Here is a 26,181-nt window from a genome sequence, read left to right on the forward strand (position 1 = left end):
TTGTCATCGATGAGCGTACCCTTACGGGCTGAAGGGGTGCTTCTGAGCACATGAGGCCTGCGCTGGGCTGGATGGGGCTGGAAAAGCGATTTTCTGGCCACATGTCTGACTGGATTTGCCTCATTCTGGTGCGCGCAATTGGTAGGTGTTTGCAGGCGGAAGGATTCCCCAAGTCTTCGGCAGTCGCCCGACTTGTCATTCTCCCCCGCAAGCCCTCACGCATTGAGCCGCTTCGCTTTCAGCTGCAAACCGGCTGTCCGGATCATGATCTGGCGGCCACCTGCGCTTGTGACCTGCGCCGGGCTGTCCGCTTGGCGCGATTCTCCCGTTAGGGCTTGCTGATGACCAAGCGACTTGGAGCGTGGATTGGCCGCTCCGTATCTCAGGCAGTAGCGCGTGGCGCGCTGGCGGCGACGCTCGCGTTGTCTGCGGCAGGCTTGCCGGTCAGCGCGATGGCTCGGGACACGACCGGTATGGCGGCCGCTGCGGGAACCATTCGCGCAGCGGATCTGCCCAACGAGGCACAGCGCACATTTGCACTGGTTGAGCAGGGCGGCCCGTTCCCGTATGCGAAAGATGGCAGCACGTTCGGCAACTATGAACGACGTTTGCCTGCGCAGCGGCGTGGCTACTACCGCGAGTACACGGTCAAGACGCGTGGCGCACGCAACCGGGGCGCCAAACGCATTATTTGCGGCGGCGACCAGCAAGCGGCCAACGACTGCTACTACACGGAAGATCACTACAACAGTTTTCAACGGATACAGCGATGACGACCAACATGTTTGGGCTGGACGACTCGCTCACCGCACGCGATGAGCGCGTGGCCCGCGAAGCGTGGCACAAGGCGCAGAATCTGTACGACGGCGTGGTCGGGATGCAATCCCTGGGCGCACGCGCTGGGGGCGCGGCGGCAAAACCGCAGCAGAACATCATGACGCAGGACATCACCAAGACGGACGACGACGGAGGTCGCGAAGACGCCATGAACCTGTTCAAGACGGTGCGTCCGAATATCGTGCAGTCGATCCGCGCGTTTCGCGTGGCGGATCTGGCAGAGTCGGCGGCCAGCCTGGGCCAGCACTTCCTGTATGCCAACTGCGCAGCGGCGACCACCAAGAGCGAAGTGCTCGACGTGATCGCACGCGAATTCCTGTTCCCCAAGCATTTCGGCAAGAACTTCGATGCGCTGGCCGATTGCCTGACCGACATGATCTACAAGGCCGGGCCGCAGCCGGGCTTCGTGATCGTGCTCGAAGGCCTGCCGTGCCAGCCCAAGTTCGACAAGGAAGCGCGCGAGGTGCTGCTCGACGTATTCCGCGACGCCGCCGAGTTCTGGGGCGAGCGCAAGGTGCAGTTCCGCGTGTTCTACTCGTTCGCGTGAAGCCGAACTGATTCAACGCTGATTGATCGGCGTTGCAATAAAAAAGCCCGCAAATGCGGGCTTTTTGCTTTCTTGCTGCGGTGCTCAGGCTGCCGGCAGCGTGCCTTGCGGGGTCAGGTGGTTGACCGCTTCCGGCAGGCCTTCGGCCAGCTGGTTGGCGAGGTCGCCTTCGTTGATGCCGAAGGTAGAGGCCAGTTTCGACACTTCCTCCAGCGCGCCCGTACCGCTCAGGGCTTGCGTAATCTGCTCGCCGGAGACGGGCAGGTTCTGGCCGTTGCCGATCCACGATTTGACCTGTTCGCCCAGACCGGCTTGTTCCAGGATCTGCTGCAGCGGGCCGAGGCCAGCCGGTGCCGCTGCGTCGACTGCCGCTGCGTGATCCGAATTGCCGCCACCCAGCAGACCGCCGAGCAGGCCGCCCAGGCCACCCGCACCGCCCGCACCACCGAGCAGGCTGCCGAGCGCACCCGCGCCGCCAGCCGCACCGAGCAGGCTACCCAGGCCGCCCAGCGAACCGAGTAGGCCGCCGCCCTGGTCAGCCTGCGATGCTGCATCGCCGGCGCCTTGTGCGTTGCCGCCGCGCTTCATTGCCAGATAGGCCAGCACGCCCACGGCCAGCAGCACCTTCTTGTTGCCCAGCAAGGACGATTGGCCGCCGCTGGCGTCATTGCCGCCGCCGAGGATCGAATCAAGTAGACCCATGATGAAGCTCCTTTGGTCAGTGGCGGGAGAGGGGAAAAGGCCCGCCGGGTGGGATCAAACGGTCAGTGTTTCGTGGTCATAACTCAGAACTCGCCGAGCACGGCGTGCAGCGCGGACACGGCAACGAGCGCCGCCGATTCCGTTCTCAGAATACGTCGCCCGAGTGTCAGTGGTAAGAAACCCGCACTTTCGGCCAGTGCCTCCTCATCGGGCGAGAGGCCGCCTTCTGGGCCAATCAGCAATTCCACGCCAGCGCTTTCGATGCGCTCGCGCGATTGCATGGCCCATTGCGTGAGCGATTGTGTGCCGCGCGGTGACAGCAGGGCGCGCGATGCCTCCGTCGACTTGGCCGTCGCCAGCCACTCGCGCAGCGTCGCAACTGGCGCGACAGCTGGTACGCGTGCGCGGCCGCACTGTTCGCACGCGGCCTGCACAAGCGCTTGCCAGTGCTGCACGCGCTTGGCGGCGCGCTCTCCGGAAAGGCGCACTACGCCGCGCTCGGTTTGCAGCGGGACGACGGCGTGCACGCCAAGCTCAACGGCCTTTTCGATCAGCCAGTCCATCTTGTCGCCGCCGGCAATGCCCTGCGCGAGGGTGATGTTGTAGCGCGCTTCGGTGTCGGGCCGTGTCGACTCAGCGAGGCTGGCGGTGGCATCGCGCTTGTTGATGGCATCGAGCCGCGCGCGGAATTCGTGGCCGGAGCCATCGAACAGGCAGACGTCGTCACCGACGGTCAGGCGCAGCACGTGGATGTGGCGCGTGACGGCTTCAGACAGGGTGACGGCAGTGTGGGGGCTAAGCGATGTGTCGACGTAGAAACGGGGAAGCCCCATTGAAGCAATCCTTGTGGTGAATCGGGTCAGACGAGGCGATCAGCCTTCGGTGGCTGGCCGGCAGGCGAGGCCCCAGCGGTAGCCGTCGGGATCGCGCACGACGGCGTAGCGCTCGCCCCAGAAGACGTCGGCGGGCGGTATGACCGAGGTGGCGCCTTGGTTCAGCGCGCTCTGGTAGACGGCGTCGACGTCTTCGCAATATAGGTGGAAGCTCTGCGGGCATTCGAAGCCCGCGGCAGCCGGTGCGCGGGCCGTGGAGCCGAATGCGCCTTCGGGCGCGAACATCAGGATCAACTCGCCTTGGTAGGTCATCTCGACGTGGATCGGGCGTCCGTGGTCGTGCACTTCATCCTGCACCCCGAAGCCGAAGGCATTGCGATAGAAGGCGATGGCGGCAGCCGCGTCGTGCACGGTCAGGTACGGGACGAGCCAGGGTGTATGGGCGGGGCGGGGGAAGCTCATGATGTTGCTCCTGCAGCAGGTGCAAGATGACCTCGGACGACTAGTGTAGAGCGCTCGCCACACCACAATCAAAAGAAATCAAAACACCTCGCCCGGCAGTTGCTGGTTGCGTGCGCGGCCGCCGCTGCGTGCCACTTCATCTGCGAGCCATTGGCGGAACAGCGCGAAGCCCGGATGCTCCACCGCCTCATGCGGATGGATCAGGTAGTACGACAGGCGCAATGACGCCTCCGTCGCCAGTGGCCGCACGAGGCGCCCCGCGGCGATGTCGTATTCGACGAGGATGCCCTGGCCGAGTGCGACACCCTGACCATCGATGGCCGCCTGCAGCGCCATCAGTGCCTCAGAGAAGGCCGGCCCGCGCGTGGCATTGATCTGGCGTACGCCCACTTCATCGAGCCATTGCTGCCATGTCGGGTGGTGTGCGAGATGGCGCCCGCCGCGCTCATGCAGCAGCGTATGCGCGGCCAGATCCTGCGGCATGCGGATCGCCTGTTGCAGCGCGGCGTTGCACACGGGGAAGAAGTCGGTGGAGGTGAACCACTCGACGCGCAGGTTGGGCGCATTGACCTGGCGGTCGTCGATGCACAGGTCGAACTGACCGTGATCCTGCACGTCAGCGGTGGAGACCTCGACGCGCACGTGCGGATGCTGGTTGAAGAAACGGTACAGACGCGGCACCAGCCATTTAGCGCCGAAGGTTGGCGGCACGGCCACGCGCAACGGGGCGTCGGCAGTGTCCATCAGCAGGTCGGTGGCTTGTTCGATCGCGCGCAGAGCGTCACGCACGCGGGGGAGGTAGTTGTCGCCGGCATCCGTCAGCGCGAGCTGGTTGTTGCGGCGGATGAACAGCTTTTTGCCCAGATGGTCTTCGAGCTGCTTGATCTGGTGGCTGACCGCGGCGTTGGTCACGCATAGCTCGTCGGCGGCCCGGCTGAAGCTCAGGTTGCGGCCTGCGACTTCAAAGACGCGCAATGCATTAAGGGGAGGAAGGCGTCGTGCCATGCGTTCTCGTTAAGAAAAATTTAACGTCTCGCGAAGAATTTGTAGTTTGCCACGCTTAGGCGCCACCGACTACAAATGCGCCTGGGGACGGCGCGAGCTACGACTCGGTTTGCACAAGCGATCTCAATCACGCGAACCAGCCGGACCCCACTACAAAAACATCACAGGAGACGTCATGAATCGAACCACCGTTGTTCGCGGGATGCTGGCGTGCGGGTTTGCGCTGGCGGGCTGGGCTGCCCCAGCCCTCGCGCAAACCAGCGTTACGTTGTACGGCCGCGTAGCCAGCGGCATCGACTACCAGAACAACGTCGCCCCCACGGCGACTTCGCCCGGCGGCAGCCTCTGGCGCGCCGCTGACAACCAGTGGGGGACCAGCATGTTCGGGTTCATGGGCAAGGAGGATCTGGGCGGTGGCTTGCAGGCCGTCTTCCGCCTTGAGTCAGGCTTTGGCGCCGCGCAGGGCAAAACCAATGGCGATGCGCTCTTCAACCGCCGTTCGTACGTCGGCCTGTCGAGCCCGACCTGGGGCACGCTGACGGCGGGCAAGAACCTGTTCATCAGCAATGACGTCTGGTACCTGGACCCGACCGGCCAGCAGTTCATCGGCTCCGCCACGCTGGTGCGGGGGCGCAACTGGCCGGGCGCCAACAACATCGTCGAATACCAGAGCCCGACCTGGGGCGGCTTCCAGATCGGGCTGCAGACCGGGCTGGGCGAGCAGCCGGGTTCGTTCAAGAACAGCCGCCGGGATGGCGTGTCCGCCGTCTACACCGCAGGGCCGGTGGAAGTGCGCGCGATCTACGACGTGATCCGCGATGCCAACGGCAAGTTCAGCGATCTCTTCAACTTCTCGAAGGAAGCGACGATCGGCGGTACGTACACCATTGGCAAAGCGAAGCTGTTTGCCGTGTACGAGAACTTGTCTGCGCCGGATGCCCCAGTCGGTGCGCCCACCAAGGCCAACCACTACTGGCTGGGTGTGAATTACGAGGTCACGCCGGCGCTGACGCTGATCGGCGCGGCCTACCGCATCAACGTGAACCATGGTGGCGGCAACGCCAACCTGTTCATGGCCGGCGCGAACTACAACCTGTCCAAGCGCACGATGCTGTACGCCAGCGTTGGCACCGTGCAAAACAGCGCCACCGCCAACTTCTCGGTGGAGGCGACCAACAACAACCCGGCACCGGGCAAGAACCAGTTGGGGGCCTACACAGGCATCGTCCACTCGTTCTGACAAACCTGCTCATGATCCTACTGCGCGCCCCGCTCTTGGCCCTGCGATGCTCACCGTACCCATGTACGGTTGCGCTTCTCGGGGCAACCTCGGACCGCTCGCTACGGATCCTGAACAGGTTTCAACCCCGGGCCATGTCCTTCGTACCACCCAAGCAATGCCACGCATGAACATCCTCACCATCGATACCGGTACCACCAACACGCGCGTCACGGTCTGGCGTGATGACGTTGCACTCTGCCAGGCCGCGCGCCAGGTTGGGGTGCGCGACACCGCCATCACCGGCAACAAGACGACGCTGCAGCGCGGCGTGCAGGACACCGTTGAAGCCGCGCTGCAGAAGGCTAGCCTCGCCCTCAGCCAGGTCGACCTTGTGCTGGCGTCCGGCATGATCACTTCCAACGTCGGCCTGCACGAGGTGCCGCACCTGGTGGCGCCGGCCGGCCTGCGCGATCTGGCTGCCGGCATGGTGCAGGCGAGCATCCCCGAGGTGTGCGCCCAGCCGATCTGGTTTGTGCCGGGCGTGCGCAATCCGGTGGACAACCTCGGCCTGCACAACATCGAGTCGATGGACATGATGCGTGGCGAAGAGGTCGAGACGATGGGCTTGGTCTCGCGCCTCGGGATCACCGAACCGGCGGTGATCGTGCTGCCGGGTTCGCACTCGAAGTTCGTGCATCTGGATGCCGACCAGCGCATCACCGGTTGCGTCACGACGCTGGCTGGCGAGTTGCTGCATGTGATTACGCACAACACCATCCTGGCCGACGCGCTGGATTCCGACTTCGCCAACGAGGTCGATCCGGAGATGTTGCTGGCCGGCGCGCGCAGCGCCAGCAGCATCGGCTTGGGGCGTGCCTGTTTCATGGTGCGCACGCTGGGCCAGTTCACGATCTACGAGCGCAATGCGCGGGCCAACTTCCTGCTGGGCGCGGTGCTGGGCGCGGATCTACTTACGCTCAAGAACAGCAGCGCGATCCGCATGAACCCGGGCACGCAATTCGTCATCACCGGCAAGCCGCTGCTGCGCGAAGCGCTGGCCGTGCTGGTGTCGGACGACGATTTCTTCTCGGGCAAGGTCACCGTTACAAGCAGTGAACAGCAGGAACACCTGGCCGGCAGCGGCGCGATTGCCATCGCACGTGAGCGTGGTCTGGTGAAGACGTTGAAGGTGGCGCAAGCCTAGCGCTGGCGCGGCCTGATCCATTTATCCACAACGGTTATCCACAGTAGTTGTCCACAGTGGTTATCCACAGCAAAACAGGTGCCGCCAAGACGGCATCGCAAGGAGACAAGATGAACCAACAACGACGCGGTACTTTCAAGGCTATTGCGGCCGCCACGCTGTTCGCGATGGCCGGTGGCTTTTCAGTGTTTGCCCACGCGGCCGATGAAGTGAAGATCGGCTTCCTGGTCAAGCAGCCGGAAGAGCCCTGGTTCCAGGACGAATGGAAGTTCGCCGACCAGGCCGCCAAGGAGAAAGGCTTCAAGCTGGTGAAGATCGGCGTGCCCAGCGGCGGCGAGGTGCTGACCGCCATCGACAACCTGGGCGCGCAGCATGCGCAGGGCTTTGTGATCTGCGTGCCGGATGTGAAGCTCGGGCCAGCCGTGGTGGCCAAGGCCCGCCAGAACAACCTCAAGCTGATGACGGTGGATGATCGCCTGGTGGATGGCGGCGGCAAACCGATCGATTCCGTGCCGCACATGGGCATCTCGGCCACGAAAATTGGCGAGCAGGTGGGCGACGCCATCGCGCAGGAGATGAAGAAGCGCGGCTGGAACCTGGCCGACGTTGGCGCCATCCGCATTGCGTACGACCAACTCCCCACCGCCAAGGAGCGCACCGATGGCGCCGTGGCTGCGCTCACCAAGGCAGGCTTCCCGGCCACCAACGTGCTGACGAGCCCGCAGGCCAAGACGGATACGGAGGCCGCCTTCAACGCCGCCAACATCACGCTTACCAAGAACCCGAAGTTCAAGCACTGGATCGCGTTTGGTCTGAACGATGAGGCGGTGCTGGGTGCCGTGCGCGCGGCAGAAGGTCATGGCGTGAAGCCGGCCGACATCATCGGCGTGGGCATCGGCGGCAGCCAGTCGGCGATGAACGAATTCTCCAAGCCTGAGAAGACCGGCTTCTTCGGCACCGTGCTCATCAGCCCGAAGCGTCACGGCTATGAGACGTCGCTGAACATGTACGACTGGATCAAGAACAACAAGGCGCCGGACCCGCTCATCCTCACCAGCGGCCGCCTGATGACGCGCGACAACGAGAAGGCAGTCCGCCAAGAGATGGGCTTGTGATCTTGCGGACGATGTTAGCGAAGGAGACTTGCCATGTCGGCGTTTCTTGAGTTTCGTGGCATCAGCAAGGTGTTTCCGGGCGTGCGGGCGCTGTCCGATGTGTCGTTCGGCATCGAATGCGGCCGCGTGCACGGCTTGCTGGGCGAGAACGGCGCGGGCAAGTCGACGCTGTTGAAGATCCTGGGCGGCGACTATCAGCCTGATGGCGGGCAGATCGTCGTCGAGGGCCAGCCGACTGCGTTCCCGACCACGCGGGCGGCGCTCGATGCCGGCATTGCCGTCATCCACCAGGAGCTGCAGACGGTGCCCGAGCTGACGGTGATGGACAACCTGCTGCTGGGCCACCTGCCGGCCAGCGGCGGGTTTATCCGCCAGCGCGAGGCGATGGCGTGGACGCGCGAACAGCTCGGCCGCATCGGCGTCGATCTGGACCCGCGCGCCCGCCTGAAGCACCTGTCGATCGGCCAGCGCCAGATGGTGGAGATCTGCAAGGCGATCCTGCGCGATGCCCGTGTGATTGCGCTGGATGAGCCGACGAGTTCGCTGTCGATCCGCGAGACCGACATCCTGTTCCGCCTCGTGAAGGACTTGCGTGCGCAGGGCCGGGCGCTGATCTACATCTCGCACCGGCTCGATGAAATCTTCGAGCTGTGCGACGGCTGCACGATCTTCCGCGACGGCCGCAAGGTGACGGATTTCCCATCAATGGCCAGCGTCACGCGCGATCAACTGGTCGCGCAGATGGTTGGTCGCCAGATCGACGACATCTTCGACTACCGCCCACGCGCGCTGGGTCAGGTGCGCCTGCAGGTGGAGGGCCTGATGGGACCGAAGTTGGCCGAGCCGGCGAACCTGTCTGTGCGGCGCGGCGAGATCGTCGGCCTGTTCGGGCTGGTGGGCGCGGGGCGCTCGGAACTGGCGCGGCTGATCTACGGCGCCGATCGCAAGACCGCGGGCACGATCGTGCTGGACGGTGCGCCGATCCGCATCCGCGACGTGGCTGATGCTATCCGGCAGGGCATCGTGCTGTGCCCGGAAGACCGCAAGGAAGAGGGCATCATTGGCTGCCGCTCGGTGTCGGAGAACATCAACATCAGTTGCCGGCGCAACCAGCGGCGCTTCGGCTTGTTCGTCAACGACAGGTTGGAAGCGAAGACGGCCGACCACTACATCACCCGCATGCGCATCAAGACGCCCAACCGTGAGCAGCCGATCCGCCTGCTGTCCGGCGGTAACCAGCAGAAGGCCATCCTGGCGCGCTGGCTGGCAGAAGACGACATGCGCGTCCTCATCATCGACGAGCCCACGCGCGGCATCGACGTCGGTGCCAAGAACGAGATCTACCAGGTGCTGTACGAGCTGGCCGAACGCGGCGTGGCTGTGCTGATGATTTCCAGCGAACTGCCGGAAATCCTCGGCGTGGCTGACCGCGTGCTGGTGATGAGTGAAGGCCGCATCGCCGGAGAACTGCCGCGTGAGCAGGCCAACGAACAGGCCGTGCTCAAGCTTGCGCTACGCCCTGAATCCGCGCCGCTGCCCACCGCACCACACGCACCGCTGGCTGCATGAGAACCCCGGAGTCCAAGATGTCCCAGTCTCAACCGTTGCAACATTCCGACGCCTTGGCTGCGTCGGCTCGCTCCGCCATGAACAAAACGCGCCTGCTCCGCCTGCTGGACGATTTCAGCCTGCCGCTGATCTTCGCCATTCTGTTTGCTGCGCTGTCGTTCTCGGTCGAGTACTTCTTCTCGTGGCAGAACATGGTGGGCCTCGCGCTCTCCGTGTCGCAGATCGGCATGGTGGCGTGCACGATGATGTTCTGCCTCGCCTCGCGCGACTTTGACTTGTCGATCGGCTCGACGGTGGCGTTTGCCGGCGTGCTCTGCGCGATGATCATCAACGCCACCGGCAGCATCGCGCTGGGCATCGGCGGGAGCCTGGTGGCGGGCGCGATCATCGGCGGCGTGAATGGTTTCGTGATCGCGCGGCTGAAGATCAATGCACTGATCACCACGCTGGCCACGATGGAAATCGTGCGTGGTCTCGCCTTCATTGCCTCGCACGGGCAGGCGGTGGGCGTGTCGGAAATGGCGTTCTTCGATCTGGGTAACACCATCGTCCTGGGCGTGCCGACGCCGGTGTGGGTGGCGGCTCTGTGCTTTGTCGTCTTCGGCGTGTTGCTTAACAAGACGGTGTACGGGCGCAATACGCTGGCCATTGGCGGCAACCCGGAGGCGGCACGGCTGGCGGGCGTGAATGTCAACATGACGCGCATCGTCATCTTCCTGATTCAGGGCGTGATTGCCGCGCTGGCAGGCGTGATTCTGGCGGCGCGCATTACGAGCGGTCAGCCGAACGCGGCGCAGGGCTTTGAGCTGAACGTGATCTCGGCATGCGTGCTGGGCGGCGTGTCGCTCTTGGGTGGTCGCGCGACGATCACCGGCGTGCTGGTCGGCGTGCTCATCATGGGCACGGTGCAGAACGCGATGAACCTGCTGAACATTGACGCGTTCTATCAGTACCTTGTGCGCGGCGGCATTCTGTTGGCGGCGGTGCTGGTGGATCAGTTGAAGAACCGCGGTGGGGCTGAGCGATGAGCGCAACCACGCTTTCCGACCTGCGCTGCACGCTGGGTGAAGGCATCGTCTGGGACGACACCCTGCACGTGCTGTGGTGGACCGACATCCAGGAGTCCCTGCTGTGGCAGCACGATCCGGCGACGGGGCAGGAGCGCCAGTGGTCGCTGCCGCAGCGCGTGGGCTCCTTCGTGCTGACTGACGAGCCCGGCGTGCTGATTCTTGGGCTCGCCAAGAACGTCGCCCGCTTTGATACGCGAACCAACACGCTGACGTTGCTCGCGCCTGTGGAACTGGATGTAGCGGGCACGCGTGTCAATGACGGCCGCGCCGATCGCTCCGGCAACTACGTCTTCGGCACCATGCACGAGGGCGGTCCGGAACCCATCGGCAGCTTCTACCGCTTCACGCCGTTGGGCGTGCTGCAGCGGTTGGCGCTGCCTAACATCACCATCGCCAACAGCATCGCTTTCAGCCCCGATGGTGCGACGATGTACTGGTGCGATACGCACAGCCGCCGCATCCACGCATGCGATTACGACGGCCAGACCGGCGCAGTCGGCCACACGCGCGTCTTTGCGAATCTACGTGACGCGGATGACGGCGTCGGCCACAAGGGCTCACCCGATGGCTCCACCGTCGATGCGGATGGCTGCCTGTGGAATGCAGAGTGGGGCGGCAATCGCCTCACACGCTATGCGCCGGACGGACGTGTGCTGGTGCATGTGGCGGTGCCGGCGTCGCAGCCTTCCTGCCCGGCATTTGGCGGCGCGGCGCTCGATACTTTGTACGTGACCAGTGCACGCGAGGGTTTGTCTGCACGCCGCCTGGCTGAGGATGTGAACGCGGGCGCGGTGTTCCAGCTGGCTGTTTCCAACGTACGCGGGTTACCCGAGGCCCGTTTCGGTCATGCCTACGTTGCGGCTTGAGAACGGCGTGCTGTGTGCCGACGTGCTGCCCGAGGCGGGCGGTGGGTTGCTGCGCTTCGACTTCCTGCGCGACGGTGAAGCCGTGCCTGTTTTCCGGCCCGGCCAACTCGACGAGGCCTTGCGTGAGTCCAAGGCGCTGGCGTGTTATCCACTGGTGCCTTGGTCCAACCGCATCGGCGGCGGGCGCTTCCCATTTCAGGGCCGGACCATCGAGGTGCCACTTACGCGTGAAGACGAAACGTATCCGCTGCACGGCCACGGCTGGCTGATGCCATGGCACCGGGTGGCCGAGGGTGAGACGTTTGTCGAACTGGCGGCCATGGTCGACCACGGCACGCCGTTTCGCTACCTCGCGCTGCAGTGCTACACGTTGGCGGGCAACACACTGCAGATCGCGTTGACGGTGCGCAACGAGGGCGCGCCATTGCCGTTCGGGCTGGGCGTGCATCCGTTTTTCCCGCGCACGCCAGATGTGCGCCTGCACGCGAGCGCCACCGGCATGTGGCAATCCGCACCGGACGATCTGCCCACCGTCTTGCAGGCACCACCTCCGCACGCGGATTTCCGCAAGCCTCGACCACTGGAGCCCGGCCACACCATCAACCAAAGCTTCGAGGGCTGGGACGGCGCTGCCGAGATCGTCTGGCCAAGCCGTCGCCTGTCAGTGCGGGTGACCGCCACCACCTCGCGCTACGTGCTGTACACCCCGGCCGAGTACGACTTCTTCTGCTTCGAGCCGGTCGACCACACCATCAACGCGCACAACCTGCCGGGTCTGCCGCAAGACCACGGCCTGACCATTCTCGGCACAGGCCAGAGCCTGCAGCGTGGCTACCAATTCACCGTGACATCGATCTGACGCATGACTGTTTCTCCCACGTCCTTTCCGCCGCGCCTTGCCGGCAAGGTCGCCCTGGTGACGGGCGCCACGCAGGGCATTGGCGGCGCGATCGCCAAGCTGTTCGCGCAGCACGGCGCGCGCGTGATCGTCAACGCGTTGGTGCGTGACGAACGCGCCGAGGCATTTGCTGCGTCCATCGGCAACGACGACAACATCCTCCTCGTGCAGGCCGACGTGCGTCGCCGCGATCAGATCGACGCGATGGTCGCCGCGGGCGTCGAGCGCTTCGGCGGCATCGATGTGCTGGTCAATAACGCGGGCATCAACGTGTTCTCCGATCCGCTCAAGCTGAGCGAGGAGGATTGGGCGCGTTGTCTATCCGTCGACCTGGAGGGCGCGTGGCACTGCGCGCGTGCCGTGCTGCCGCACATGCTGGCGCGCGGCGCAGGGAGCATCGTCAACATCGCCTCTGTGCACGGGCACAAGATCATTCCGGGTGCGTTTCCGTATCCCGTAGCCAAGCATGGGCTGATCGGGCTCACGCGCGCGTTGGGCATTGAATATGCGGCGCGCGGGATTCGCGTGAATTCGATTTCGCCGGGGCTGATCCTTACGCCGATTGCCGAGGCCGGTTTTGCTGCCGCGCCCGACCCCGAAGCCGAGCGCCACCGCCAGGCCGAGCTGCTGCCATGCAAGCGCATCGGCGAGCCCGAAGAGGTGGCCTACACCGCGCTGTTCCTCGCCTCTGACGAGGCCCGCTTCATCAACGCGACCGATATCCTGATCGATGGTGGCCGCTCGCAGCTTTATCACGAGTAACGCATGACTTGGACTGCCCACTTACCCCTGATCGCCATCCTGCGCGGCATTCGGCCCGACGAGGTGCTGGCCCATACGCAAGCGCTTGTCGATGCCGGTTTCGACGCGATCGAAATTCCCCTCAACTCCCCCGATTGGGCGCAGAGCGTACAACTGGCCGCACGCGCCTTTGGCGACCGCGCGCTGATCGGCGCCGGCACCGTGCTGCGCCCGGAAGACGTCGAGTTGATGGTCGGCGCGGGCGGCAAGTTGGTCGTGACACCCAACACCAATGCCGACGTCATCCGCGCTGCTGCCGCGCGCAAGCTGGTCACCTGTATTGGCTGCATGACCGCCACCGAGGCCTTTGCTGCGCTCGACGCGGGTGCCGAGGCGCTGAAGATCTTTCCCGCAGGCGCGCTCGGTCCCGGCTACGTGCGCGCGCTCAAGGCGGTGCTGCCGCCCGAGGTACCGGTGTTTGCCGTCGGCGGCATCACGCCAGAGAACCTCGCGGATTACCTTGCCGCCGGTTGCATCGGTGCTGGGCTCGGCGGTGATCTGTATCGCCCAGGCCAGTCCGTCGAGCGCACCGCTGAACGCGCGCACGCCTTCGTCACCGCGTACCGCACCATCCAATCCGACCGCACGATCCATCCATGAAAATCACCCGCCTGACTACCTACCGCCTGCCCCCGCGCTGGATGTTCCTGAAAATCGAAACCGACGAGGGCGTCACCGGTTGGGGCGAACCCGTCATCGAAGGCCGTGCGCGCACGGTGGAGGCGGCGGTGCATGAACTGTCCGACTACCTCGTCGGCCAGGACCCGAGCCGCATCAATGACCTGTGGCAGACCATGTATCGCGCCGGTTTCTATCGTGGTGGGCCGATCCTGATGAGCGCCATCGCCGGCATTGACCAGGCGTTGTGGGACATCAAAGGCAAGGTGCTGGGTGTGCCGGTGTACGAGCTGCTCGGCGGCCTCGTGCGCGACAGGATGCGCACCTACAGCTGGGTTGGCGGCGATCGTCCGGCCGATGTGATTGCCGGCATGAAAGCGCTGCAGGCCGGCGGCTTCGACCACTTCAAGCTCAACGGCTGTGAAGAGATGGGCATCATCGACACCGCCCGCGCGGTGGATGCGGCGGTCGCGAAGGTTGCTGAGATTCGCTCAGCCTTCGGTAACACGGTCGAGTTTGGGCTGGATTTTCACGGCCGCGTTTCTGCGCCGATGGCCAAGGTCCTGATCAAGGAGCTGGAGCCGTATCGCCCGCTCTTCATTGAAGAGCCCGTGCTGGCCGAGCAGGCCGAGAGCTATGCCCGCCTGGCCGCGCACACGCACCTGCCGATCGCCGCCGGCGAACGCATGTTCTCCCGCTTCGACTTCAAGCGCGTGCTGGAGGCGGGCGGGGTGTCGATCCTGCAACCGGACCTGTCGCACGCGGGCGGCATTACCGAATGCCTGAAGATCGCCGGCATGGCCGAGGCCTACGATGTGGCGCTGGCGCCGCATTGCCCGCTTGGGCCGATCGCGTTGGCCGCCTGCCTGCACATCGACTTCGTCAGCTGGAATGCCACGTTGCAGGAGCAGAGCATGGGCATCCACTACAACAAGGGTGCCGAATTGCTCGATTACGTGCGAAATAAGGCCGATTTCGCGCTGGAAGGCGGCTATATCCGCCCGCCGCGTCTGCCGGGGCTGGGCGTGGATATTGACGAAGCCCTGGTCATCGAACGCAGCAAGGAAGCCCCGGATTGGCGCAATCCGGTGTGGCGTCACGCCGACGGTTCCGTCGCGGAGTGGTAAGCCGGGCGGGCGAGGGCGGTTGCAGCCGGTTGCAACCGCCTGATCCTCGACGAAAACCGCCCCAGTCAGGTCCCCCCTGTCTGGTAAAATCGCGATTTTCCCGCCTCCAGCCCGCAGGTTCGCATGACCGCTCCCGCCCTCCATTCGATTACCACCCAGCCCACCCAGCTGATGGCCAATGCCATCCGTGTGCTTGCCATGGACGCCGTCCAGCAAGCCAATTCCGGCCACCCCGGCGCGCCGATGGGCATGGCGGACATCGCCGTGGCACTGTGGAGCCGCCACCTGCGCCACAACCCGCTGAACCCGCGCTGGCCGGACCGCGACCGCTTCGTGCTGTCGAACGGCCACGGCTCGATGCTGATCTACGCGCTGCTGCACCTGACCGGCTATGACCTGCCGATGTCGGAACTGAAGAACTTCCGCCAGCTGCACAGCAAGACTGCCGGCCACCCGGAATACGGCATCACCCCGGGCGTTGAGACGACGACCGGCCCGCTGGGCCAGGGCATCACCAACGCCGTCGGCATGGCGCTGGCCGAACGCCTGCTGGGCGAAGAGTTCAACCGCCCGGGCTTTGACATCGTCAACCACCACACCTATGTGTTCCTGGGCGACGGCTGCCTGATGGAAGGCATCAGCCACGAGGCCTGCTCGCTGGCCGGCACGCTCAAGCTGAACAAGCTGGTCGCCCTGTGGGACGACAACGGCATCTCGATCGACGGCGACGTCGTCCACTGGTTCAACGACGACACCCCGAAGCGCTTCGAAGCCTACGGCTGGAACGTGATCCGCGCCGTCGACGGCCACAACGTCGCCGCCGTGGAAGCCGCGATTGCCGAAGCGAAGAAGTCCGACAAGCCGACGCTGATCTGCTGCCGCACCGTGATCGGCAAGGGTGCACCCAACAAGGAAGGCGGCCACGATGTGCACGGTGCGCCGCTGGGTGGCGTTGAAATCGCCGCCGCGCGTGAAGCGCTGGCCTGGCCGCACGCCCCGTTCGAAGTGCCGCAAGCGGTGTACGACGCGTGGGATGCCAAGGGCCAGGGCCAAGCCCTGGAGAAGGCCTGGAACGCGCTGTTCGATGCGTACTCCGAGCGTTACCCGGCAGAAGCCGAGCAGTTCGAGCGCCGCATGCGTGGCGAGCTGCCGGAAGCCTTCGACAAGGCCGTCGCCGAGTTCATCGAGAAGTGCGAGCTGAAGGCTGAGACCATCGCCACCCGCAAGGCCAGCCAGAACACGCTGGAAGCCTACGGCCCGGTGCTGGGTGAACTGCTGGGCGGCTCGGCCGACCTGACCGGCTCGAACCTGACCAACTGGAGCGGCAGCAAGGCCGTGCGTGTGGACGCCTGGGGTAACCACATCAACTACGGCGTGCGCGAGTTCGGCATGAGCGCCATCATGAACGGCATCGCGCTGCATGGTGGCTACATTCCGTACGGCGCCACGTTCCTGACGTTCTCCGACTACAGCCGCAACGCGCTGCGCATGGCCGCGCTGATGAAGATCCGCTCGATCTTCGTCTTCACGCACGACTCCATCGGCCTGGGCGAAGACGGCCCGACGCACCAGTCGATCGAGCACGTCGCCAGCCTGCGCCTGATCCCGAACATGGATGTCTGGCGCACCGCCGACACCACTGAAACCGCTGTCGCTTGGGCTGCCGCCATCGAGCGCCAGAACGGCCCGAGCTGCCTGATCTTCAGCCGCCAGAACCTGCCGTTCCAGGCACGCAACCCGGCCACGCGTGAAGCCATCGCCCGCGGCGGCTACGTGCTGCGTGATGCCGCCAACGGCAAGCCGGATGTGGTCATCATCGCAACCGGTTCGGAAGTTGGTCTGGCCGTCGGCGCGGCTGACCAACTGGCCGCTGAAGGCATCCACGCGCGCGTGGTGTCGATTCCCGCCACCACCGTGTTCGACAAGCAAGATGCCGCCTACAAGGCCAGCGTGCTGCCGGCCGGCGTGCCGCGTATCGCCGTGGAAGCGGGCGTGACCGATTTCTGGTGGAAGTACCAGGTGCAAGCTGTGGTCGGTATCGACACGTTCGGCGAGTCGGCCCCGGCGGGCGTGCTGTTCAAGCACTTCGGCTTCACCGTCGAGAACGTGGTGAACACCGCCAAGAGCGTCATTGCTTAACTGAATTTGCGCACGCGGCACCCACGAGGTGCCGCGCTGGTTTTATCGCATCATCGATTTCATCTTTGCTATCAGGAGACTGACCATGACCATCAAGATCGGCATCAACGGCTTCGGCCGCATCGGACGCATGGTGTTCCGCGCCGCCATCGCCAACTTCAAGGACGTTGAAGTCATTGCCATCAACGACCTGCTCGAGCCCGACTACCTGGCGTACATGCTCAAGTACGACTCGGTGCACGGCCGCTTTGACGGTGAAGTGTCGGTCGACGGCAACACGCTCGTCGTCAACGGCAAGAAGATCCGCCTGACCGCCGTGAAGGACCCGGCCGAGCTGAAGTGGGGCGAAGTCGGCGCCGACGTGGTGATCGAAGCGACCGGCATCTTCCTGACCAAGGAAGGCGCACAGAAGCACATCGACGCGGGCGCCAAGAAGGTGATCATGTCGGCTCCGTCCAAGGACGACACCCCGATGTTCGTGTTCGGCGTGAACCATGAGTCGTACAAGGGCGAAGCGATCATCTCGAACGCCTCGTGCACGACCAACTGCCTGGCACCGGTTGCCAAGGTGCTGAACGACAAGTGGGGCATCAAGCGCGGCCTGATGACCACCGTGCACGCTGCCACCGCCACGCAGAAGACCGTTGACGGCCCGTCCAACAAGGACTGGCGCGGCGGCCGCGGCATCCTGGAAAACATCATCCCGTCCTCCACCGGCGCTGCAAAGGCCGTGGGCGTGGTGATCCCGCAGCTCAACAAGAAGCTGACCGGCATGTCGTTCCGCGTGCCGACCTCCGACGTGTCGGTGGTCGACCTGACCGTTGAGCTGGAAAGCGCTGCCACGTACGCTGAAATCTGCGCCGAAATGAAGGCACAGAGCCAAGGCGCGCTGAAGGGCGTGCTGGGTTACACCGAAGACAAGGTCGTTGCGACCGACTTCCGCGGTGACGCTCGTACCTCGATCTTCGACGCTGAAGCCGGTATCGCGCTGGACGGCACCTTCATCAAGGTGGTGAGCTGGTACGACAACGAGTGGGGCTATTCGAACAAGTGCTTGGAAATGGCGCGCGTGGTGGCCAAGTAATCGGCACTTTGTGTGGCACGGGAACGCGCCACTGACGTGTCTATGATGCAGGCCAGTTAATCTGACTGGCGCTTCATGCAAAGGCGGCATGATGGGCTTTCCGGCCTGTCATGCCGCCTTTGTTATAGTGCGCAACGAAAACGTTTGCGTAGAAGCAAATTTAAGGTGCGGGCGGCAGGAATTCGCTTTGAAAATCGGGACGTGTTCCGTACACTGAACAAATACTACATTGTGATGTGGCGGCTATTTGCGCCCCATCTGGCCGTTGCTCCCGCAACGTTTGCCATTTCAGCTTTCCAACGTGTCTGAGCCAAGGCGTCCCATGGTCAACGTCGATACCAAGCTGTTGGTGGTTTTTGTCGAGCTGCTCAGCAAGCGGAACGCCACGTACGTCGCCGAAAAGATGCACATGACCGCGCCAGCGGTGTCCCACTCGCTGGGCCGTCTGCGCGAGATCTTCGACGATCCTCTTTTCATCCGTGTACCGCATGGTCTGACACCGACGCCCAAGGCGCTTGAGCTCGGCCCCAAGGTGCGCGAGATGCTCGACCTGTGGGCAGCCATCAACGAGGGCGACATCGCCACGTTTGACCCGGCTGAAGCCACCGTACCTTCAACGTCAGCTTTGCCGGTACGCTGGGCGATGCGCTGTTCGACCGCTTCCTGCTGCGCATCAAGCGCCTCGCGCCGGGCCTGCAGGTGCGTCTGACGGAATCCACCTCGTGGGAGGCAGACGTCGCCGCCATGCGTGCGAACGAGCTGGACCTGGCGTTCTCGCCGTTCCCGACGCGCCACCCGGAGATCATGGAAGAGGTCGTGACCTCCTTCAACATGTGGGTCTGCGCGCGCCGCGACCATCCGATCTTGGCTGAGCGCTGCACGCTCGAGCAGTACCTCGAGTGCGAGCACATCTTCATCGCGCAGGGCAGCCCGGGCAATCGCGTGGCGCCGTCGCTCATTCCGCTGGACTACGCGCTGCAGCAGCGTGGCCTGAAGCGCAACTCGACCATGACCGTGCACGGCTGGCGTACCCAGGCCGAGGTGGCCAGCCAGACCGACATGATCTTCACGGTCAACTCGCTGATGAAGGATCTGGTGTGCGATGCGTACAACCTGAACGCCTTCCCGCTGCCGGCTGAGCTTGAAACCGTGCTGGGCCTGAACATGCTGTGGCACCGCAGCCGCAACACGCATCCGATGCTGGTGTGGGCGCGCCACCTCTTCAAACAGGTGGTTGCCGAGTACACAGGTCAGGCATCGGGCGCGCCGACGCACTCGCCGCTGCAGGCTGACGATTCCGGTAAGGCCGGCAAGGGTGATGCAGAAAAGGAGGACGAGACGCGGCTGTCCGCCTGACACCCGTTGCACTCCAGCCCCAATGAAAAACGGCCGCAGATGATGCGGCCGTTTTCTTTTGCAGACGACGCTTCAGCGTTTCGGGCGATGCGGGCAGGGCTCTTTCGTGCAATTGCCGTAGAGCGACAGCGCGTGCTCCTGCAGCGCAAAGCCGCGCGCGCGGGCAATGCTTTGCTGGCGTTGTTCGATTTCGGCATCAAAGAATTCTTCCACGCGGCCGCAATCGAGGCACACGAGGTGATCGTGGTGCTTGCCTTCGTTGAGCTCGTAGATGGCCTTGCCGGACTCAAAGTTGTTGCGTGACAGCAGCCCGGCCTGCTCGAATTGCGTCAGCACGCGGTAGACCGTGGCCAGGCCAATGTCCATGTGCTCGGCGAGCAGGATGCGGTACACGTCTTCAGCGCTCATGTGGCGCTCTTCGCTGGTCTGAAAGATCTCGAGGATCTTCAACCGCGGCACCGTGGCTTTCAGACCGATGTTCTTGAGGTCTGCAGGACTCGGCATGCGCCTGGCTCCCTAGAGTACAATGTTCGGATATTTCAATCATAAGGGTTTTGGCGGCAAAAGTCCTATTGGACAGGCTGAACGGGCATATGGGATGTGCCTGAGCCGTCGCCATCCCTCTCGCACCGGGCCTGCCCCGGGACCGTTTCAAGGCCGATCGCTCATGACCTTTTCCGTTGCGCGCAGTCCTGTCCGTTTTGCCACCATCGCTGCCCGTCGTGGTGGCCTCGTGTTGGGTGCCATGCTTGCTGCATCGGCGCTGCTGGCTGGATGCGGGACCTACGACAGCACCACGCGCAAGATCGCCAATGCCATCACGCCGTATCGCATCGATATCGTGCAGGGTAACTTTGTGTCGCGTGAGCAAGCCGCGCAACTCAAGGAAGGCATGACGCGTGATCAGGTGCGCTTCGTGCTCGGCACGCCGCTGCTGACCGACATGTTCCACGCCAACCGCTGGGATTACGTCTTCTCGTTCAAGCGCGGCAACACGAACGTGGTGCAGGAGCGCAAGCTGACGTTGTGGTTTGACGGTGATCGTCTGGCCAAGTGGGTGGGCGCGGATGATCTGCCGTCCGAGACCGAGCTGATTGCCGAAATCGACGGCATCAAGCGCCCGAAGAAAGATGCTGCCGAAGCTGCTGCGGCGGCGGGTGCCGCACCGGCGGTGCGTGCGCCGTCGATCCCGTCGGCAGAGGTGGCTGACCGTGTGCAGTCGACGGCGGGCTCCAAGAACACCGTGGACGTCAAACTGCCTGAGCGCCAGACCGGCGGTGGCGGTACCGACACCAGCGTCCCCCCGCCGGCCACCCAATCTCAGTGACCGTGCCCTGAAGGGTGCCGCTGCCAGCAACCGGCATGACATCTTCAAGCGAGCGGCGGACTGGTTCCGCCGCTTGTCCGTTGTACAGACCGTTTCTTTTTTCCGCTTTTCTTTGCTCCGACCGACATGAAAATCGCGATTGCAGGCGCTTCGGGCCGCATGGGCCAAATGCTGATCGACACCGTACTGCGTACCCCGGGTGCGACGCTGGCTGCCGCACTGGACCGCCCCGGCAGCGACATGCTGGGCCAAGACGCTGGCGCCAAGCTGGGTAAAGCCACGGGCGTGATCGTGACCGACGACGTGCGCGCCGGGCTGTCGCAGGCCGACGTGCTGATCGACTTCACCCGCCCCGATGCGACGCTCAATCACTTGAACATCGCACGCGAGCTGGGTACGGGCGTGGTGATCGGTACGACCGGCTTCACGGCTGAGCAGAAGGCCAGCTTCAAGACCTACGGCGAGTCGATCGGCGTGGTGTGGGCGCCCAACATGAGCGTGGGCGTGAACGCGACGTTCAAGCTGCTTGAAGTCGCCGCCAAGATCCTGGCGCAGGGCTACGACGTCGAGATCATCGAAGCGCACCACAAGCACAAGATCGACGCACCGTCGGGCACCGCACTCAAGATGGGCGAGGTTGTTGCCGAGGCGCAGGGAACGAAGCTGGCTGATCGTGCTGTCTACGCGCGCGAAGGCGAGACCGGTCCGCGCGAGCTGGGCACCATCGGCTTTGCCACCGTCCGCGGCGGCGACATCGTGGGCGACCACACGGTGCTGTTTGCCGGCGAAGGCGAGCGCATCGAGATCACGCATCGTTCCAACACGCGCCAGTCGTATGCCGAGGGCGCCGTGCGTGCGGCGGTGTACCTGGCCGGCAAGAAGGGTCTGTACGACATGAACGACGTGCTCGGCCTATAAGTCGGCCGGGTATGAAGGGGCGCCGGCAGGCCTGTCCGGCGCCTTTTTGCCACGTCGCCATGGCCCGGATGGGGTGGTTGGCGACGGTATAATCGGGCCTTTTCCGCCATTCAATCTGGCCGTGCGCCCAGCGCTGCGGCCGCAATCGCCTGGGGCACCCCGGACGACCCATCACAATGCAAGACAAATACTCCCCGTCCGACGTCGAACAGCAGGCGCAACAACACTGGCAGGCCAACGATGCCTATCGTGTGACCGAACACGCGCGCGCCGCCGATGGCTCGGACAAGCCCAAGTTCTACGCCTGCTCGATGCTGCCGTATCCGTCGGGCAAGCTGCACATGGGCCACGTGCGCAACTACACGATCAATGACGTGATGACGCGTCAGCTGCGCATGAAGGGGTACAACGTGCTGATGCCGATGGGCTGGGACGCCTTCGGCATGCCGGCGGAAAACGCCGCGCTCAACAACGGCGTGGCGCCTGCCGCTTGGACCTACGACAACATCGCTTACATGAAGCGCCAGATGCAGTCGATGGGCCTGGCGATCGACTGGTCGCGCGAAGTGGCGACCTGCAGCCCCGACTACTACCGCTGGAACCAGTGGCTGTTCCTGAAGATGCTCGAAAAGGGCGTCGCCTACCGCAAGACCGGCACCGTGAACTGGGACCCGGTCGACCAGACCGTGCTTGCCAACGAGCAGGTGATCGACGGGCGCGGCTGGCGCTCGGGCGCGGTGGTGGAAAAGCGCGAGATCCCGATGTACTACCTGCGCATCACCGAGTACGCGCAGGAGTTGCTGTCCGACCTCGACCCGCTGGGCTGGCCCGAGCGCGTCAAGCTGATGCAGCAGAACTGGATCGGCAAGAGCGAAGGTGTGCGCTTTGCGTTCCCGCACAGCATCCCGGGTGATGACGGCAAGGTGATCAACGACGGCAAGCTGTACGTCTTCACCACGCGCGCCGACACCATCATGGGCGTGACCTTCTGCGCCGTGGCCGCCGAGCACCCGATCGCCACGCATGCCGCGCAGACCAACCCGGCACTCGCCGCGTTCATCGAAGAATGCAAGCACGGCAGCGTCATGGAAGCCGACATGGCGACCATGGAGAAGAAGGGCATGCCGACGGGCCTGACCGTCACGCACCCGCTCACGGGCGAATCCGTGCCGGTGTGGGTCGGCAACTACGTGCTGATGACCTACGGCGATGGCGCCGTGATGGGTGTGCCCGCGCACGATGAGCGCGACTTTGCGTTCGCCAACAAGTACAGCCTGCCGATCAAGCAAGTCATCGCCAAGGCGGACGAAAAAGCGGGCCAGCCGTACGACACGACCACCTGGGCCGAGTGGTACGGCGATAAGGAACATGGCGTGCTGTTCCACAGCGGCAAGTACGACGGCTTGAACTATCAACAAGCCGTCGATGCCGTCGCTGCTGACCTGGCCGCCAAGGGCCTCGGTGAGAAGAAGACCACCTGGCGTCTGCGCGACTGGGGCATCTCGCGCCAGCGCTACTGGGGCACGCCGATCCCGCTGATCCATTGCGAGAGCTGCGGCGTTGTGCCGGTGCCCGAGCAAGACCTGCCGGTGCGCCTGCCCGAAGACCTCGTGCCGGACGGCACGGGCAACCCGCTCGCCAAGGACCCGCGCTTCCTGGAGTGCACGTGCCCGTCGTGCGGCAAGCCCGCACGTCGCGAGACCGACACGATGGATACCTTCATCGATTCGTGCTGGTACTACATGCGCTATACGTGCCCGGACGGCGAAACCATGGTCGACGCCCGCAACGATTACTGGATGCCGATGGACCAGTACATCGGCGGCATCGAGCACGCGATTCTGCACCTGCTGTACGCACGCTTCTGGACCAAGGTCATGCGTGACCTGGGCCTGGTCAAGTTCGACGAGCCGTTCACCAACCTGCTCACGCAGGGCATGGTGCTCAACGAGACGTACTACCGCGAGGACGCGTCTGGCAAGAAGCAGTGGATCAACCCGGCGGATGTCGACGTGCAGACCGATGAGCGCGGTCGCCCGGTTGGCGCGACGCTCAAGGCCGACGGCCAGCCGGTGGTGATCGGCGGCGTGGAGAAGATGTCGAAGTCGAAGAACAACGGCATCGATCCGCAAGCCTTGATCGACCAGTACGGTGCCGACACCGCGCGCCTGTTCACGATGTTTGCCGCGCCGCCCGAGCAACAGCTCGAGTGGAACGATGCCGGTGTGGAAGGCGCCTCGCGCTTCCTGCGTCGCCTGTGGAACTTTGGCGTGGCGCATGGTGATGCGATTCGTGCGGGCCACGGTAACGGCGTCGTCGCTGGCACCACGGATGCTGACCGCGCGCTGCGCCGTGAGCTGTACACCGTGCTCAAGCAAGCCAACTACGACTACGAGCGCCTGCAGTACAACACCGTCGTCTCGGCGACGATGAAGATGCTCAATGCGCTGGAAGGCGCCAAGGACGCCGGCGCCGACGCGCGCCGTGAAGGCCTGGGCATCCTGCTGCGTGTGCTGTACCCGGTGGTGCCGCATATCACGCACGTGCTGTGGAAGGAACTGGGTTACGCCGATGCTTATGGCGACTTGCTCGACGCCCCGTGGCCGCAGGTCGACGAAGGCGCGCTGGTGCAGAGCGAGATCGAACTCGTGCTGCAGGTCAACGGCAAGGTGCGCGGCAGCATCGTGGTGCCGGCCGATGCCGACCGTGCCGCCATCGAAGCGATTGCCGCCAAGGACGAGGCAGTCCAGAAATTTGCAGAAGGCAAGCCGCCCAAGAAGATCATCGTGGTGCCCGGTCGTCTGGTGAACGTGGTGGCCTGATCGGCCATCCCACTCAAGGAACGCATGGTTATGTCGTTGTCCCGCAGTCTGTCCCGCCGTCGATTTGGTCGCGCTGTTTTTGCCCTGGCTGTTGCGCTGCCAGTGTTGTCTGCCTGCGGCTTCCACATGCGTGGGAATACCGACTTCGCGTTCAAGCGGCTGTACATCAACCTGCCGCAGAACTCGCAGATGCGTGCGCAACTGCGCCGGCTGATCGACAACGGCTCCGACACCATCATCGTGTCGGACAAGAAGGATGCAGATGCCTTCCTGGATGTGCTGGCCGAAAACCGCGTGAAGACGATCTCGTCGCTCACGCCGCAGGGCGTGGTGCGTGAGTACCGCATCACGTATCGTTTCAACTTCCAACTGCGTGACGCGCACGACAACATGCTGATCCCGCCGTCGGAGATCACGCAGTTCCGTGACCTGTCGTACAACGAGACTCAAGTGCTCGCCAAGGACTACGAAGAAGCCGCGCTCTACCGCGACATGCAGGGCGACACGATCAACCAGCTCGTGCGGCGTCTGGCTGCCGTGAAGCTGCCGTCGTAAGCGGCGGCCAATCTGGTCATGCAACTGCGGCTCGACGCGCTCGAAGGGCATCTCAAGCAGGCCGGCACCAAGGGCCTGGCACCGCTGTATGTGGTGCATGGCGACGAGCACTTGCTCGTGCTGGAAGCGGTCGATGCGCTTCGCCAGGCCGCACGCGCACAAGGCTTCACCGAGCGCGAGGTGATGAGCGTCGAGCGCGGCTTTTCATGGTCGAAGGTGACGGAGGCGCAGCAGTCGATGTCACTATTCGGGGATCGCAAGATCGTCGAGTTGCGGATTCCCTCCGGCAAGCCCGGCAAGGACGGCGGTGAGGCTCTGCGTGCACTGGCTGCGGGCACGCCCTCCGGCCCGGCCACCGACACCCTCACGCTGATCACGTTGCCGCGTCTGGATTTTGCGACTGCCAAGTCAGCGTGGTTTGCGGCGTTGGAAGGTGCGGGCGTATCGATCAAGGTCGATTCGGTCGACCGCACCAAGCTGCCTGGTTGGATCGGCGAGCGCCTCGCCCGTCAGCAGCAGCGCGTGGAACCCGGCGAGTCCGGCCGCCGTGCCCTGCAGTTCATCGCCGACCGTGTGGAAGGCAACCTGCTGGCCGCACACCAGGAAATTCAGAAGCTCGGTTTGCTGCACCCGCCGGGCGTGCTGACCTTCGACGATGTGCACGATGCGGTGCTCAATGTGGCGCGTTACGACGTGTTCAAGGTGTCCGAAGCGATGCTCGCGGGCGATGTGCCGCGCCTGGTGCGCATGCTTGAAGGCCTGCGCGGCGAGGGCGAAGCCACGGTGCTGGTGCTCTGGACGTTGACCGAAGAAATTCGCGTATTATCAAAAATCGCCTCGGGCGTGGCCCAAGGCAAGCCGGCGGCTTCGATGCTGCGCGAGCTGCGGGTCTGGGGCCCGCGCGAGCGGCTGGTGCCGCAGGCGGCGCAGCGTTTGTCGCAGCGCGAGCTGGAGGGGGCGCTGGCCATGGCAGCCAAGCTGGATCGGCAGGTCAAGGGCCTGCGTGAACCCTCGCTGCCAGCCGAGCCGTGGGATGGCCTGCTGCAATTGGCAATGCGCATCGCGCGGCCGGGCAGCCTTCCGGTTCCAGCGTAATCTACGCGA

The 26,181-nt window shown here is 64.3% G+C and carries 24 protein-coding genes and 1 pseudogene; 20 read left to right on the forward strand and 5 right to left on the reverse strand.

Going from position 1 to position 26,181, the window contains the following annotated elements; translation table 11 throughout:
- Window positions 1-341: 341 nt before the first annotated feature.
- Entirely contained in the window at window positions 342-773 is a 432-nt protein-coding gene (locus PI87_RS22560; RefSeq protein ID WP_039599956.1) for a ribonuclease, read from the forward strand.
- Complete coding sequence (locus PI87_RS22565) at window positions 770-1,384, forward strand: barstar family protein (RefSeq protein ID WP_039599957.1); 615 nt, start codon at window positions 770-772, stop codon at window positions 1,382-1,384. Before PI87_RS22560 ends, PI87_RS22565 begins: the two co-directional genes overlap by 4 nt.
- 84 nt (window positions 1,385-1,468) lie before the next feature.
- On the opposite strand, the gene PI87_RS22570 is transcribed toward PI87_RS22565, so the two are convergent.
- The 4 genes from PI87_RS22570 to gcvA all read right to left on the reverse strand — a co-directional run bounded on the left by PI87_RS22570 (window position 1,469) and on the right by gcvA (window position 4,386).
- Window positions 1,469-2,086 (reverse strand): YidB family protein, encoded by a 618-nt coding sequence (locus PI87_RS22570; RefSeq protein ID WP_039599958.1) that lies wholly within the window; start codon window positions 2,084-2,086, stop codon window positions 1,469-1,471.
- Window positions 2,087-2,169: 83 nt separating this feature from the next.
- Complete coding sequence (locus PI87_RS22575; RefSeq protein WP_039599959.1) at window positions 2,170-2,919, reverse strand: 16S rRNA (uracil(1498)-N(3))-methyltransferase; 750 nt, start codon at window positions 2,917-2,919, stop codon at window positions 2,170-2,172.
- Window positions 2,920-2,958: 39 nt separating this feature from the next.
- Window positions 2,959-3,381, reverse strand: coding sequence for a VOC family protein (locus tag PI87_RS22580; RefSeq protein ID WP_039599960.1), 423 nt, complete (start codon window positions 3,379-3,381; stop codon window positions 2,959-2,961).
- Between the two features lie 78 nt (window positions 3,382-3,459).
- Window positions 3,460-4,386: a transcriptional regulator GcvA gene (gene gcvA / locus PI87_RS22585; RefSeq protein WP_039599961.1), complete on the reverse strand. Its 927-nt coding sequence runs from the start codon at window positions 4,384-4,386 to the stop codon at window positions 3,460-3,462.
- Between the two features lie 175 nt (window positions 4,387-4,561).
- Between gcvA and PI87_RS22590 the strand changes: the two genes are divergently transcribed.
- The 13 genes and pseudogenes from PI87_RS22590 (at window position 4,562) to PI87_RS22650 (ending at window position 19,455) form a co-directional block, all read left to right on the forward strand.
- Entirely contained in the window at window positions 4,562-5,626 is a 1,065-nt protein-coding gene (locus PI87_RS22590) for a porin (RefSeq protein WP_039599962.1), read from the forward strand.
- A 166-nt stretch (window positions 5,627-5,792) separates the two neighbouring features.
- Window positions 5,793-6,812, forward strand: coding sequence for a 2-dehydro-3-deoxygalactonokinase (locus PI87_RS22595; protein WP_039599963.1), 1,020 nt, complete (start codon window positions 5,793-5,795; stop codon window positions 6,810-6,812).
- A 110-nt stretch (window positions 6,813-6,922) separates the two neighbouring features.
- Window positions 6,923-7,927: an arabinose ABC transporter substrate-binding protein gene (locus PI87_RS22600; protein WP_039599964.1), complete on the forward strand. Its 1,005-nt coding sequence runs from the start codon at window positions 6,923-6,925 to the stop codon at window positions 7,925-7,927.
- A 33-nt stretch (window positions 7,928-7,960) separates the two neighbouring features.
- On the forward strand, window positions 7,961-9,496 hold the full coding sequence (araG, locus tag PI87_RS22605) for an L-arabinose ABC transporter ATP-binding protein AraG (protein WP_039599965.1): 1,536 nt from the start codon (window positions 7,961-7,963) through the stop codon (window positions 9,494-9,496).
- Window positions 9,497-9,513: 17 nt separating this feature from the next.
- Window positions 9,514-10,524, forward strand: coding sequence for an L-arabinose ABC transporter permease AraH (gene araH / locus PI87_RS22610; protein WP_039599966.1), 1,011 nt, complete (start codon window positions 9,514-9,516; stop codon window positions 10,522-10,524).
- Window positions 10,521-11,432 (forward strand): SMP-30/gluconolactonase/LRE family protein, encoded by a 912-nt coding sequence (locus PI87_RS22615; RefSeq protein ID WP_039599967.1) that lies wholly within the window; start codon window positions 10,521-10,523, stop codon window positions 11,430-11,432. The genes araH and PI87_RS22615 overlap by 4 nt, the downstream gene beginning before the upstream one ends.
- A complete protein-coding gene (locus PI87_RS22620) occupies window positions 11,413-12,291 on the forward strand; it encodes an aldose 1-epimerase (protein ID WP_039599968.1) in 879 nt (292 codons plus the stop codon). The genes PI87_RS22615 and PI87_RS22620 overlap by 20 nt, the downstream gene beginning before the upstream one ends.
- Window positions 12,292-12,294: 3 nt before the next feature.
- Complete coding sequence (locus PI87_RS22625; RefSeq protein WP_039599969.1) at window positions 12,295-13,092, forward strand: SDR family oxidoreductase; 798 nt, start codon at window positions 12,295-12,297, stop codon at window positions 13,090-13,092.
- 3 nt (window positions 13,093-13,095) lie between these two features.
- Window positions 13,096-13,731: a 2-dehydro-3-deoxy-6-phosphogalactonate aldolase gene (locus tag PI87_RS22630; protein ID WP_039599970.1), complete on the forward strand. Its 636-nt coding sequence runs from the start codon at window positions 13,096-13,098 to the stop codon at window positions 13,729-13,731.
- The gene (dgoD, locus tag PI87_RS22635) at window positions 13,728-14,876 is read left to right on the forward strand and encodes a galactonate dehydratase (RefSeq protein ID WP_039599971.1); all 1,149 of its coding nucleotides are present in this window, start codon (window positions 13,728-13,730) and stop codon (window positions 14,874-14,876) included. Before PI87_RS22630 ends, dgoD begins: the two co-directional genes overlap by 4 nt.
- A gap of 123 nt (window positions 14,877-14,999) precedes the next feature.
- Window positions 15,000-17,015, forward strand: coding sequence for a transketolase (tkt, locus tag PI87_RS22640; RefSeq protein ID WP_039599972.1), 2,016 nt, complete (start codon window positions 15,000-15,002; stop codon window positions 17,013-17,015).
- 85 nt (window positions 17,016-17,100) lie between these two features.
- A complete protein-coding gene (gene gap / locus PI87_RS22645) occupies window positions 17,101-18,099 on the forward strand; it encodes a type I glyceraldehyde-3-phosphate dehydrogenase (RefSeq protein WP_039599973.1) in 999 nt (332 codons plus the stop codon).
- Between the two features lie 322 nt (window positions 18,100-18,421).
- Window positions 18,422-19,455 (forward strand): annotated as a pseudogene (locus PI87_RS22650) (LysR family transcriptional regulator).
- A 72-nt stretch (window positions 19,456-19,527) separates the two neighbouring features.
- Here PI87_RS22650 and fur read toward each other — a convergent pair.
- Window positions 19,528-19,959, reverse strand: coding sequence for a ferric iron uptake transcriptional regulator (gene fur, locus PI87_RS22655; protein WP_021196003.1), 432 nt, complete (start codon window positions 19,957-19,959; stop codon window positions 19,528-19,530).
- A gap of 163 nt (window positions 19,960-20,122) precedes the next feature.
- Between fur and PI87_RS22660 the strand changes: the two genes are divergently transcribed.
- From PI87_RS22660 to holA, 5 genes are all read left to right on the forward strand, one after another.
- Window positions 20,123-20,782: an outer membrane protein assembly factor BamE gene (locus tag PI87_RS22660; RefSeq protein WP_039599974.1), complete on the forward strand. Its 660-nt coding sequence runs from the start codon at window positions 20,123-20,125 to the stop codon at window positions 20,780-20,782.
- Between the two features lie 126 nt (window positions 20,783-20,908).
- Window positions 20,909-21,700, forward strand: coding sequence for a 4-hydroxy-tetrahydrodipicolinate reductase (gene dapB / locus PI87_RS22665; RefSeq protein WP_039599975.1), 792 nt, complete (start codon window positions 20,909-20,911; stop codon window positions 21,698-21,700).
- 176 nt (window positions 21,701-21,876) lie between these two features.
- Window positions 21,877-24,522, forward strand: coding sequence for a leucine--tRNA ligase (gene leuS, locus PI87_RS22670; protein ID WP_039599976.1), 2,646 nt, complete (start codon window positions 21,877-21,879; stop codon window positions 24,520-24,522).
- 30 nt (window positions 24,523-24,552) lie between these two features.
- Complete coding sequence (locus PI87_RS22675) at window positions 24,553-25,077, forward strand: LPS-assembly lipoprotein LptE (protein ID WP_039599977.1); 525 nt, start codon at window positions 24,553-24,555, stop codon at window positions 25,075-25,077.
- An 18-nt stretch (window positions 25,078-25,095) separates the two neighbouring features.
- Complete coding sequence (holA, locus tag PI87_RS22680; protein ID WP_039599978.1) at window positions 25,096-26,172, forward strand: DNA polymerase III subunit delta; 1,077 nt, start codon at window positions 25,096-25,098, stop codon at window positions 26,170-26,172.
- Window positions 26,173-26,181: the final 9 nt, after the last annotated feature.

The organism is Ralstonia sp. A12, from assembly GCF_000801955.1.
GTDB lineage: Bacteria > Pseudomonadota > Gammaproteobacteria > Burkholderiales > Burkholderiaceae > Ralstonia.

What these genes read in the sequence shown, in the direction of transcription:
- araG (WP_039599965.1), top strand. Translation starts at nt 7,961, where the DNA reads ATGTCGGCGTTTCTTGAGTTTCGTGGCATCAGCAAGGTGTTTCCGGGC.
- tkt (WP_039599972.1), top strand. Translation starts at nt 15,000, where the DNA reads ATGACCGCTCCCGCCCTCCATTCGATTACCACCCAGCCCACCCAGCTG.
- gap (WP_039599973.1), top strand. Translation starts at nt 17,101, where the DNA reads ATGACCATCAAGATCGGCATCAACGGCTTCGGCCGCATCGGACGCATG.
- PI87_RS22560 (WP_039599956.1), top strand. Translation starts at nt 342, where the DNA reads ATGACCAAGCGACTTGGAGCGTGGATTGGCCGCTCCGTATCTCAGGCA.
- PI87_RS22565 (WP_039599957.1), top strand. Translation starts at nt 770, where the DNA reads ATGACGACCAACATGTTTGGGCTGGACGACTCGCTCACCGCACGCGAT.
- PI87_RS22620 (WP_039599968.1), top strand. Translation starts at nt 11,413, where the DNA reads ATGCCTACGTTGCGGCTTGAGAACGGCGTGCTGTGTGCCGACGTGCTG.
- PI87_RS22625 (WP_039599969.1), top strand. Translation starts at nt 12,295, where the DNA reads ATGACTGTTTCTCCCACGTCCTTTCCGCCGCGCCTTGCCGGCAAGGTC.
- PI87_RS22630 (WP_039599970.1), top strand. Translation starts at nt 13,096, where the DNA reads ATGACTTGGACTGCCCACTTACCCCTGATCGCCATCCTGCGCGGCATT.
- PI87_RS22600 (WP_039599964.1), top strand. Translation starts at nt 6,923, where the DNA reads ATGAACCAACAACGACGCGGTACTTTCAAGGCTATTGCGGCCGCCACG.
- PI87_RS22660 (WP_039599974.1), top strand. Translation starts at nt 20,123, where the DNA reads ATGACCTTTTCCGTTGCGCGCAGTCCTGTCCGTTTTGCCACCATCGCT.
- PI87_RS22595 (WP_039599963.1), top strand. Translation starts at nt 5,793, where the DNA reads ATGAACATCCTCACCATCGATACCGGTACCACCAACACGCGCGTCACG.
- araH (WP_039599966.1), top strand. Translation starts at nt 9,514, where the DNA reads ATGTCCCAGTCTCAACCGTTGCAACATTCCGACGCCTTGGCTGCGTCG.
- gcvA (WP_039599961.1), bottom strand. Translation starts at nt 4,386, where the DNA reads ATGGCACGACGCCTTCCTCCCCTTAATGCATTGCGCGTCTTTGAAGTC.
- holA (WP_039599978.1), top strand. Translation starts at nt 25,096, where the DNA reads ATGCAACTGCGGCTCGACGCGCTCGAAGGGCATCTCAAGCAGGCCGGC.
- leuS (WP_039599976.1), top strand. Translation starts at nt 21,877, where the DNA reads ATGCAAGACAAATACTCCCCGTCCGACGTCGAACAGCAGGCGCAACAA.
- PI87_RS22570 (WP_039599958.1), bottom strand. Translation starts at nt 2,086, where the DNA reads ATGGGTCTACTTGATTCGATCCTCGGCGGCGGCAATGACGCCAGCGGC.
- PI87_RS22590 (WP_039599962.1), top strand. Translation starts at nt 4,562, where the DNA reads ATGAATCGAACCACCGTTGTTCGCGGGATGCTGGCGTGCGGGTTTGCG.
- dapB (WP_039599975.1), top strand. Translation starts at nt 20,909, where the DNA reads ATGAAAATCGCGATTGCAGGCGCTTCGGGCCGCATGGGCCAAATGCTG.
- PI87_RS22580 (WP_039599960.1), bottom strand. Translation starts at nt 3,381, where the DNA reads ATGAGCTTCCCCCGCCCCGCCCATACACCCTGGCTCGTCCCGTACCTG.
- PI87_RS22675 (WP_039599977.1), top strand. Translation starts at nt 24,553, where the DNA reads ATGTCGTTGTCCCGCAGTCTGTCCCGCCGTCGATTTGGTCGCGCTGTT.
- PI87_RS22575 (WP_039599959.1), bottom strand. Translation starts at nt 2,919, where the DNA reads ATGGGGCTTCCCCGTTTCTACGTCGACACATCGCTTAGCCCCCACACT.
- dgoD (WP_039599971.1), top strand. Translation starts at nt 13,728, where the DNA reads ATGAAAATCACCCGCCTGACTACCTACCGCCTGCCCCCGCGCTGGATG.
- fur (WP_021196003.1), bottom strand. Translation starts at nt 19,959, where the DNA reads ATGCCGAGTCCTGCAGACCTCAAGAACATCGGTCTGAAAGCCACGGTG.
- PI87_RS22615 (WP_039599967.1), top strand. Translation starts at nt 10,521, where the DNA reads ATGAGCGCAACCACGCTTTCCGACCTGCGCTGCACGCTGGGTGAAGGC.